At 60.6% G+C, this 9,970-nt stretch carries 12 protein-coding genes; 2 read left to right on the top strand and 10 right to left on the bottom strand.

Annotation, left to right across the window (positions count from 1 at the left end; translation table 11 throughout):
* Positions 1-102: 102 nt before the first annotated feature.
* The 10 genes from hisC to HX807_RS09710 all read right to left on the bottom strand — a co-directional run bounded on the left by hisC (position 103) and on the right by HX807_RS09710 (position 8,178).
* A complete protein-coding gene (gene hisC, locus HX807_RS09755; RefSeq protein WP_003216145.1) occupies positions 103-1,155 on the bottom strand; it encodes a histidinol-phosphate transaminase in 1,053 nt (350 codons plus the stop codon).
* A gap of 3 nt (positions 1,156-1,158) precedes the next feature.
* On the bottom strand, positions 1,159-2,484 hold the full coding sequence (gene hisD / locus HX807_RS09750) for a histidinol dehydrogenase (protein WP_008434283.1): 1,326 nt from the start codon (positions 2,482-2,484) through the stop codon (positions 1,159-1,161).
* Between the two features lie 127 nt (positions 2,485-2,611).
* A complete protein-coding gene (hisG, locus tag HX807_RS09745) occupies positions 2,612-3,247 on the bottom strand; it encodes an ATP phosphoribosyltransferase (RefSeq protein ID WP_003188599.1) in 636 nt (211 codons plus the stop codon).
* Positions 3,248-3,494: 247 nt separating this feature from the next.
* Positions 3,495-4,760: a UDP-N-acetylglucosamine 1-carboxyvinyltransferase gene (murA, locus tag HX807_RS09740; RefSeq protein WP_003216140.1), complete on the bottom strand. Its 1,266-nt coding sequence runs from the start codon at positions 4,758-4,760 to the stop codon at positions 3,495-3,497.
* 23 nt (positions 4,761-4,783) lie between these two features.
* Positions 4,784-5,023 (bottom strand): BolA family protein, encoded by a 240-nt coding sequence (locus tag HX807_RS09735; RefSeq protein ID WP_008434291.1) that lies wholly within the window; start codon positions 5,021-5,023, stop codon positions 4,784-4,786.
* A 114-nt stretch (positions 5,024-5,137) separates the two neighbouring features.
* Positions 5,138-5,443, bottom strand: a complete 306-nt coding sequence (locus HX807_RS09730; protein WP_003216137.1) for a lipid asymmetry maintenance protein MlaB — start codon at positions 5,441-5,443, stop codon at positions 5,138-5,140.
* Positions 5,440-6,093, bottom strand: a complete 654-nt coding sequence (locus tag HX807_RS09725; protein ID WP_003216135.1) for a phospholipid-binding protein MlaC — start codon at positions 6,091-6,093, stop codon at positions 5,440-5,442. The genes HX807_RS09730 and HX807_RS09725 overlap by 4 nt, the downstream gene beginning before the upstream one ends.
* Positions 6,094-6,104: 11 nt before the next feature.
* Positions 6,105-6,572, bottom strand: a complete 468-nt coding sequence (gene mlaD / locus HX807_RS09720) for an outer membrane lipid asymmetry maintenance protein MlaD (protein ID WP_003216133.1) — start codon at positions 6,570-6,572, stop codon at positions 6,105-6,107.
* Positions 6,572-7,369, bottom strand: coding sequence for a lipid asymmetry maintenance ABC transporter permease subunit MlaE (gene mlaE / locus HX807_RS09715; protein ID WP_003216131.1), 798 nt, complete (start codon positions 7,367-7,369; stop codon positions 6,572-6,574). Before mlaE ends, mlaD begins: the two co-directional genes overlap by 1 nt.
* The gene (locus tag HX807_RS09710; protein WP_003216128.1) at positions 7,369-8,178 is read right to left on the bottom strand and encodes an ATP-binding cassette domain-containing protein; all 810 of its coding nucleotides are present in this window, start codon (positions 8,176-8,178) and stop codon (positions 7,369-7,371) included. The genes mlaE and HX807_RS09710 overlap by 1 nt, the downstream gene beginning before the upstream one ends.
* A 292-nt stretch (positions 8,179-8,470) precedes the next feature.
* Here HX807_RS09710 and HX807_RS09705 point away from each other — a divergent pair, with 292 nt between their 5' ends.
* Together HX807_RS09705 and HX807_RS09700 are read left to right on the top strand one after the other, a co-directional pair.
* Positions 8,471-9,445, top strand: coding sequence for a KpsF/GutQ family sugar-phosphate isomerase (locus HX807_RS09705; RefSeq protein ID WP_003216126.1), 975 nt, complete (start codon positions 8,471-8,473; stop codon positions 9,443-9,445).
* Positions 9,446-9,970 carry an HAD family hydrolase gene (locus HX807_RS09700; RefSeq protein WP_003216124.1) on the top strand — a complete coding sequence of 175 codons (525 nt, stop codon included), beginning with the start codon at positions 9,446-9,448 and terminating at the stop codon, positions 9,968-9,970.

Below are 9,970 nucleotides of genomic sequence, written 5' to 3'. Positions count from 1 at the left end.
GGGCTTGCTCGCGAATGCAGTGTGTCATTCAGCACATCAGTGACTGAACCACCGCATTCGCGAGCAAGCCCGCTCCCACATTTTTTTGAGTTTCAGTGTGGCTTACAGCTCGCCCAACGCATCGATCAGCGCCTGGTTCTGCTCCGGCGTGCCAATACTGATCCGCAGGAACTGGGCAATCCGCTCCTGCTTGAAGTGCCGCACAATCACCCCCTGCTCCCGCACCTTGGCCGCCAGCCCTGCAGCGTCGTGCCCTGGATGCCGGGCAAAGATGAAGTTGGCCGCCGACGGCAGTACTTCAAACCCCTTGGCCTGCAGTTGCGCCACCAGCTTTTCACGGCTATCGATCACCAACTTGCAGGTGTTCCGGAAGTATTCGCGGTCTTCAAAAGCGGCGGCCGCGCCGACAATCGCCAGACGGTCCAGCGGGTAGGAGTTGAAGCTGTTCTTGACCCGCTCCAGCGCCTCGATCAGGTCCGGGTGGCCCACGGCCAGGCCCACCCGCAAACCGGCCAGGGAGCGCGATTTGGAAAGGGTCTGGGTCACCAGCAGGTTCGGGTAACGGTCCACCAGGCTGATGGCGGTCTCGCCGCCGAAGTCGATATAGGCTTCATCGACCACCACCACCGAGTCCGGGCTGGCCTTGAGGATTTGCTCCACGGCGTCCAGCGCCATCACGCAACCGGTCGGCGCGTTCGGGTTCGGGAAGATGATCCCGCCGTTGGGCCTGGCGTAGTCCGACACGCGGATCTGGAACTGTTCATCCAGCGGCACTGCGTCGAAGGCAATGCGGTACAGGCCGCAGTACACCGGGTAGAAGCTGTAGCTGATGTCCGGGAACAGCAGCGGCAGGTCGTGCTGGAACAAACCGTGGAAGATGTGCGCCAGGACTTCATCGGAGCCGTTGCCGAGGAACACCTTGCCCGCGTCGATCCCGTAGTACTTGGCCACCGCCTGCTTGAGCAGGTCGCTGTTGGGGTCCGGGTACAAACGCAGATTGTCGTTCAGCTCGGCCTGCATGGCAGCCAGCGCCTTGGGCGATGGGCCGTAGGGGTTTTCATTGGTGTTGAGTTTTACCAGCTTGGTCAGCTTCGGTTGCTCACCGGGCACGTAAGGCACGAGATCCTTGACGAGCGGGCTCCAGAATTTGCTCATGTTTCAGTTCCCCTGCTTATCGTCAACGATGCGGTATTCGGCGCTGCGGGCGTGGGCGGTCAGCGACTCGCCACGGGCCAGCACGGAAGCGGTCTTGCCCAACTCCGACGCGCCCTCTGGCGAGCAGAAGATGATCGACGAGCGCTTCTGGAAGTCATACACGCCCAGCGGCGAGGAGAACCGCGCAGTGCCCGACGTGGGCAGCACGTGGTTGGGACCTGCGCAGTAGTCGCCCAGGGCTTCGCTGGTGTGGCGGCCCATGAAGATCGCGCCGGCGTGGCGAATCAGCGGCAGCCAGGCTTGTGGGTCGGCGACGGACAACTCCAGGTGTTCCGGGGCGATACGGTTGGCCACTTCGATGGCCTGCTCCATGTCGCGGACCAGGATCAGGGCGCCACGGCCATTGATCGACTTCTCGATGATCTCGGCGCGCTCCATGGTCGGCAGCAGCTTGGCGATGCTGGCGGCGACCTTGTCCAGGAATTCGGCATCCGGGCTGACGAGGATCGCCTGGGCGTCTTCGTCGTGCTCGGCCTGGGAGAACAGGTCCATGGCGATCCAGTCCGGGTCGGTCTGGCCGTCACACACCACGAGGATTTCCGAAGGGCCGGCGATCATGTCGATGCCGACCTGGCCAAATACATGGCGCTTGGCCGTGGCCACGTAGATGTTGCCCGGGCCAACCACCTTGTCGACCTTCGGCACGCTTTCGGTGCCGTAGGCCAGGGCCGCTACCGCTTGGGCGCCACCGATGGTGAACACGCGATCAACGCCCGCGATGCAGGCCGCTGCCAGCACCAGTTCGTTGATTTCGCCGCGCGGCGTAGGCACCACCATGACCACTTCGGTCACGCCGGCCACCTTGGCCGGAATCGCGTTCATCAATACCGAGGACGGGTACGACGCTTTGCCGCCCGGCACGTACAGGCCAGCACGGTCCAGCGGCGTGACCTTCTGGCCCAGTACGGTGCCGTCGGCCTCGGTGTAGCTCCAGGAATCCTGTTTCTGTTTCTCGTGGTAGCTGCGCACCCGCGCGGCCGCCACTTCCAGGGCTTCGCGCTGGGGCGCGGTGATGCGGGTCAGCGCCAGCTCCAGGCGTTCGCGGGGCAGGATCAGGTCGGCCATGGAGGCGACATCCAGGCCATCGAACTGCCGGGTAAAATCAACCAGCGCCGCGTCACCGCGCTCGCGCACGGCCTTGATGATGTCGAGCACCCGCTGATTGACCGAATCGTCGGACACGCTTTCCCAGCTCAGCAGATGATCCAGATGATGGGCGAAATCCGGGTCGGCAGCGTTGAGTCGGGCAATTGCAGTGGACGTGGTCATAGCGAGGGCCTCATAGGAATGGCAAAAATGCTCAGGCGCCGAAAGTTAGCAGTCGATCCGCTTGGGCACCTGAGAATTCTGGCTATGAGGCGGATAGACGGGCGCGGCTTGGGGCCGCGCGGGTGAGTCAACCGCGGTGTCGAGACTCCACTGCCTTGCGCAGGGTGTCGATCAACGCCTGGATACGGGCGTGCTGCATTTTCATCGAAGCTTTGTTGACGATCAGCCGGGAGCTGATGTCGGCGATAAAGTCCTGGGGCTCCAGGCCGTTGGCACGCAGGGTGTTACCGGTGTCGACCACGTCGATGATCTTGTCGGCCAGGCCGATCAGCGGTGCCAGCTCCATCGAGCCGTAAAGCTTGATGATGTCGACCTGGCGGCCTTGCTCGGCGTAGTAACGCTTGGCAACGTTGACGAACTTGGTCGCCACCCGCAGGCGGCCTTTAGGCTCGACGTCACCGACACGGCCGGCGGTCATCAGCTTGCACAGGGCGATACGCAGGTCCAGCGGCTCGTACAGGCCCTGGCCGCCGTATTCCATCAGCACGTCTTTGCCCGCGACGCCGAGGTCGGCCGCGCCATGTTCAACGTAAGTTGGCACATCGGTGGCACGCACGATCAGCAGGCGAACGTCGTCCTGGGTCGTGGGGATGATCAGCTTGCGGCTCTTGTCCGGATTCTCGGTCGGCACGATGCCCGCTTCAGCCAGAAGCGGCAAAGTGTCGTCAAGGATGCGGCCCTTGGACAGTGCGATGGTCAACATGGGAAACGTCAGTCCTTCATCAGGCTATTGCTGTCCGGTCGCAATCGGCGCCAGACACAGATCGAGGCCATTACAGCCTCGACTTGAAACCAATCAGCTAACAGCATACATCGTCATGTGGCGAGGGAGCTTGCTCCGGCTGGGGCGCGAAGCGGCCCTGATCTTTGTTTAAAAAGACTGGGACTGCTGCGCAGTCCAGCGGGAGCAAGCTCCCTCGCCACAATGAACGTGTTTGCAGTTCCTGGAACTAGCCCGGTACGCGGCGGATTTTCGCGCCGAGCATCTGCAGCTTCTCTTCGATGCACTCGTAACCACGGTCTATGTGGTAGATGCGGTCGATGAGGGTGTCGCCGTCAGCGCACAACGCCGAGATCACCAGGCTGGCGGAGGCACGCAGGTCGGTAGCCATCACTGGCGCGCCCTTGAGCTTCTCGATGCCGGTCACGATGGCGGTGTTGCCTTCGACCTGGATCTTGGCGCCCATGCGGTGCAGCTCGTACACGTGCATGAAGCGGTTTTCGAAGATGGTCTCGATCACGGCACCGGTGCCTTCGGCAATCGCGTTCAGGGAAATGAACTGCGCCTGCATGTCGGTCGGGAACGCCGGGTACGGAGCGGTACGCACGTTAACGGCTTTTGGCCGCTTGCCATGCATGTTCAGCTCGATCCAGTCTTCACCGGTGGTGATCTCGGCGCCGGCTTCCTTGAGTTTTTCCAGGACGGCTTCGAGGATGGTCGGATCAGTGTCCTTGACCTTGACACGGCCACCGGTGACGGCAGCCGCGACCAGGTAGGTACCGGTCTCGATGCGGTCCGGCATCACCTTGTAGGTAGCCGAATGCAGGCGTTTCACGCCATCAATGGTGATGGTGTCGGTGCCGGCGCCGGTGATGTTGGCACCCATGGCGATCAGGAAGTTGGCCAGGTCGACCACTTCCGGCTCGCGCGCGGCGTTTTGCAGCACGCTGCGGCCATTGGCCAGGGCAGCGGCCATCATGATGTTCTCGGTACCGGTCACACTGACGGTATCAAAGAAGAAGTTTGCGCCACGCAGGCCGCCTTCCGGCGCCTTGGCCTTGATGTAGCCGCCTTCGACGTCAATGGTTGCACCCATGGCTTCGAGGCCACGGATGTGCAGGTCCACCGGACGCGAACCGATGGCGCAACCGCCAGGCAGTGCGACTTCGGCTTCGCCGAACCGGGCAACCATCGGGCCCAGTACCAGGATCGAGGCGCGCATGGTTTTCACCAGCTCGTACGGTGCGATCAGGGTCTTGATGGTGCGCGGGTCGATTTCGACGCTGAGTTTCTCGTCGATCACCGGCTCGATGCCCATGCGACCGAACAACTCGATCATGGTGGTGATGTCATGCAGGTGCGGCAGGTTGGCCACGGTAACCGGGCCATCGCACAGCAAAGTCGCTGCCAGGATCGGCAGGGCGGAGTTCTTCGCCCCGGAAATACGGATCTCGCCGTCAAGACGAGCACCGCCGGTAATAATCAATTTATCCATAAGAATCTCGACGCCTTGGGGGCTCAGGTGCGCTCGGCCCAGGCCGCGCGGCTGAAAAATTTCATAGTGACCGCATGGATGCTGCCATCGGTGATCCACGGGTTCAAATGGGCATAGATCTGCTGCTGACGCTTGACCGGGCTCAATGCCGCCAGTTCATCGCTAATCACGTTCAGCTGGAAATTGCAGCCTTCGCCCTCAACTTCAACATTAGTTTCGGGCAGCTTTCCTTCAAGGAAGCTTTTAACTTCTAGGGCCTGCATGATCAACCTCTATGGGCGCCCAGTGCGCGCGGGTCGCACATCATACAAAAAAGCCCCGCGCCTGCGAACCCCGCATAGCAGGACTCTGACGGGGGGCTTCTTTAATAATGTGTATTAAGGATGCGCCAACAGCTCGGTCAGACCGGAAACCTCAGCGATTTCACGCATGTCTTCGGGCAATGCACGAATGCTCACCGGCTTTTTGACGGCCTGCGCATCGCGCATGAAACACAGCAGCAACGACAAGCCGACGCTGCTGGACTTCACCACCGCCGAGCAGTCCAGCACCAGCGCAGGAGCGGTACTGGCATTGATCAGCGCCTGGCCCTGCTTGCGCAGGGCGGGTCCAGTGCTGTAATCCAGCACGCCGCTGAGCAACAGCTCACCGGACTCGCCAAGGCGAATGGCCGACTCGGTCATTGGGCAGGCTTCCCGGCAGCTTTGTCGGTTTCTTCCTTGGCCTTGGCCACTTCACCAGCCCAACCGTTGATGGTTTTGTCCAGGTCGTTGCCATTGCGCTGCATGGCATCCGCGAACTGGTCACGGAACAGCTTGCCAATGTTGATGCCGTTGATGATCACGTTACGCAGTTTCCACTCGCCGTTGACCTTCTCGAGCGTGTACTGCACAGGGTAGACCGCGCCGTTGTTGCCCTTGACGCTCATGTTGACGCTGGTGCGGTCACCCGACTCATCCCCGGCAGGGGCGACGGTAATCCCCTGGTTGTTGTACTCCAGCAGGGCATTGCCGTAGAACTGGAACAAGCCCTTCTTGAAGTTTTCCTGGAAAGTCTGCATCTGCGCAGGCGTAGCCTTGCGCGAGTACTTGACGGTCATGATGCTTTTGGAAATACCTTCAGCATCGACAACAGGCCCGACAATCGTGTTCAGCGCGTTATAGAACTGACTCGGGTCCTGCTTGTACTTTTCCTTGTTGGCACTCAGGTCAGCCAACATCTTGTTGGTGGTGTCCTGCACCAGGTCATGTGCAGAGCCGCCAGCAGCGGCGTTAGCCATCAACGGCAGTGCCGCGAGCAGTACCAACAGGCCACGTCGCAAAGTAGAGATCATGAACACATTCCTCATTTGGCGTCTTTATTGACGGTATTGAGCAGGAATTTACCGATCAAGTCCTCCAGCACCAACGACGACTGTGTGTCATGAATGGTCGAACCATCCTTGAGCAGGGCAGATTCCCCGCCGACGCTGATGCCGATGTACTTCTCGCCCAGCAGGCCAGCGGTGAGGATAGACGCAGTGGAGTCAGTCGGCAGGTTATCTACCTTCTTGTCCACCTGCATGGTCACACGGCCGGTGAAGCTGTCGCGGTCCAGATCGATTGCCGTGACCTTGCCGATGGTTACACCCGCCATGGTCACTTTAGCTCTGACAGTCAAACCGGCGATATTGTCGAAGTAGGCGTAAAGTTTATAAGTATCGGCGGTGGGGCTGGCCGATAGGCCGCTGACTCGCAGGGCGAGCAACAGTAAAGCCAGGATGCCAGCCAGCAAGAAAAGGCCGACACCGATTTCCACAGTGCGGTTTTGCATCAGAAATCTCCAAACATCAAGGCGGTCAAAATGAAGTCAAGGCCCAGTACCGCCAGCGAGGCGTACACAACGGTCTTGGTGGTGGCGCGACTGATCCCTTCTGAGGTGGGCTCACAGTCATAGCCTTGGAATACGGCGATCCAGGTCACTACAAAGGCGAAGACGATGCTTTTAATGATGCCGTTGAGCACGTCGCCGCTGAAGGTCACGCTGTTTTGCATGTTGCCCCAGTAGGAGCCGTCGTAGACGCCCAACCAGTCAACCGCCACCCATGAACCGCCCCAGATCCCGACCACGCTGAACACCATCGCCAGCAGTGGTAGGGAAATGAAGCCGGCCCACAGGCGCGGGGCAACAATGTACTTGAGTGGATCGACGCCGATCATTTCCAGGCTGGACAGCTGCTCGGTGGCCTTCATGTTGCCGATTTCGGCCGTCAGCGCAGAACCGGCGCGCCCGGCAAACAGCAGCGCGGTCACCACCGGGCCCAACTCACGCAACAGCGTCAGGGCAACCATCTGCCCAACAGCCTGCTCGGACCCGTAGCTGGAGAGGATATTGAAGCCTTGCAGCGCCAACACCATGCCGATGAACACCCCGGAGACCACGATGATCACCAGGGACATCACGCCCACGGAGTGCAATTGCTTGATCAGCAGGCCGAAACCGCCGCCAATACCGCCGCGGCCGAGCAAGGCATGAAACAGGAAAATCGTCGAACGCCCCAGCACACCGATGATATCGATGCCGGAGCGACCGAAAAGGCGAACCTTTTCGAGTAATGATGTCTTGCGCATCAGCGCTTCCCCAGAAGATCTGAGCGGTAGTCCGCTGCCGGAAAGTGAAAAGGCACCGGGCCATCGGGATCGCCGGTCATGAATTGGCGAATGCGCGGGTTGTCTGCGTTCATCAGTTCTTCAGGCGTGCCCTGCCCCAGCACCTGGCCATCGCCCACTACATATAGGTAGTCGGCAATGCTCGCGGTCTCGGCCAGGTCGTGGGAAACCACGATACTGGTGATACCCAACGCATCATTGAGCAGGCGGATCAAGCGTACCAGCACCCCCATGGCAATCGGGTCCTGGCCAACGAAAGGCTCGTCGTACATGAGAATCTGCGGGTCGAGGGCGATGGCACGCGCCAGGGCGACACGACGCTTCATGCCTCCGGACAACTCGTCGGGCATCAAATCGATAGCACCGCGCAGCCCGACGGCCTGCAATTTCAGCAACACAATGTCACGAATCATTTCATCGGACAGCTGTGTATGCACCCGCAGCGGGAACGCCACGTTTTCGAAAACATCGAGATCGGTAAACAACGCGCCGCTCTGGAACAGGACGCCCATGTGTTTGCGGGCATCGAACAGGTCACTGCGCGAAAGGGTCGGCAGGTTCTGGCCATTGACCCAGACTTCACCGGCGGAGGGGCGCAATTGCATGCCCATCAGGCGCAGCAGCGTAGTCTTGCCGCAGCCGGAAGGCCCCATGATGCCCGTGACTTTGCCGCGGGGAATGCGAATATCCACATTATTGAAGATGCTGCGCGTACCGCGCTTGAAGGAAAGGCCCTTCAGCTCGACCGCGTAGGCGTTATCGGCACTCATCTAAACTCCTTGGGATGCAGCCTTTCACTCAGACACTTTGTTTTCGACAAATGCTTGCGCCGAATAGACAAAAAGGCCGTGCGGACCGAACTGGCCGCGAACTATATCACTGCTGGTACAGCGCCCCCAAGGCCGGAACAGAGCTTGTTCAGAAACAGGACAGCTAAAAAATCCTGGCTGAGGTTCAATCTCAACCACAGGTGGATTGAATAAAGCCTGACGAACTTGTGTGAGGGAATTGATCATTACCGTTATAATCGCCGACTTTTCGTCAGGCTATACGATTTCAGACATGAGCCAATCCAGCGACCTTATTCAATCCGCACAACGCACCATCCGCCTCGAGCTTGAAGCCGTAGAAGGCTTACTGGCCCATATCGACGCGGATTTCGTACGCGCCTGCGAGATGATTCTGGCCAGCAAGGGCCGCGTAGTGGTGGTCGGCATGGGCAAATCCGGGCATGTCGGCAACAAGATCGCCGCCACCCTGGCGAGCACCGGGACCACCGCGTTCTTCGTGCATCCGGCCGAAGCCAGCCACGGCGACATGGGCATGATCACCCGGGACGACATCATCCTGGCACTGTCCAACTCCGGCACCACCAACGAAATCGTGACCCTGCTGCCGCTGATCAAGCGCCTGGGTATCCAGCTGATCAGCGTGACCGGCAACCCGGACTCGACGCTGGCTAAAGCCGCCGAAGTGAATTTGAACGTGCACGTTGCCCACGAGGCCTGCCCGCTGAACCTGGCACCGACCTCCTCCACCACCGCCGCCCTGGTCATGGGCGATGCGCTGGCCGTGGCATTGCTGGAAGCCCGCGGGTTTACCGCCGAAGACTTCGCGTTTTCCCACCCGGGCGGCGCCCTTGGCCGTCGCCTGCTGCTGAAAGTGGAAAACGTCATGCACGCCGGCGACGAGCTGCCACAGGTGCCACGCGGCACCTTGCTGAAAGATGCCTTGATGGAAATGACCCTCAAGCGCCTGGGCATGACCGTAATCCTGGAGTCCGACGGGCGGCTGGCCGGGGTCTTCACCGACGGCGACCTGCGCCGCACCCTGGACCGCAACCTCGACATCCAGACCGCCACCATCGACGAAGTCATGACGCCTCACGGCAAGACCGCACGCCCTGACATGCTCGCGGCCGAAGCACTGAAGATCATGGAAGACCACAAGATCCTGGCGCTGGTGGTGGTCGACAGCGACGACCGTCCGGTTGGCGCCCTGAACATGCACGACTTGCTGCGTGCGGGAGTGATGTAGATGACCACCGACCTGATGCAACGGGGCAAGCACATCAAGCTGGCGATTTTCGACGTCGACGGCGTGCTGACGGATGGCCGCCTGTACTTTCTGGAAGACGGCAGCGAATTCAAGACGTTCAACACCCTCGACGGCCAGGGCATCAAGATGCTGATGGCGGCGGGCGTGCAAACCGGCATCATCAGCGGTCGCAAGACCCCGGTTGTGGAACGCCGCGCACAAAACCTGGGTATTCCTCACCTGTATCAGGGCCGCGAGGATAAACTGGTGGTTCTGGACGAGCTTCTTGGCCAACTCAACCTAAGCTATGAGCAGGTTGCGTACCTGGGTGACGATTTACCCGACCTGCCGGTGATTCGCCGGGTCGGCCTGGGCATGGCCGTGGCCAATGCGGCGGCGTTCGTTCGCGAACACGCCCATGGTGTAACCACCGCCCGCGGCGGCGAAGGCGCCGCCCGCGAGTTCTGCGAGTTGATTCTGCGCGCCCAAGGCAGCCTTGAAGCGGCCCACGCCGCCTACCTATAG

It is taken from the genome of Pseudomonas sp. D8002 (genome assembly GCF_013385695.1).
In the GTDB taxonomy this organism is placed as follows: domain Bacteria; phylum Pseudomonadota; class Gammaproteobacteria; order Pseudomonadales; family Pseudomonadaceae; genus Aquipseudomonas.
Note: the sequence above shows the minus strand (reverse complement) of the source record. Positions and strands in the feature narration are given on the sequence as shown.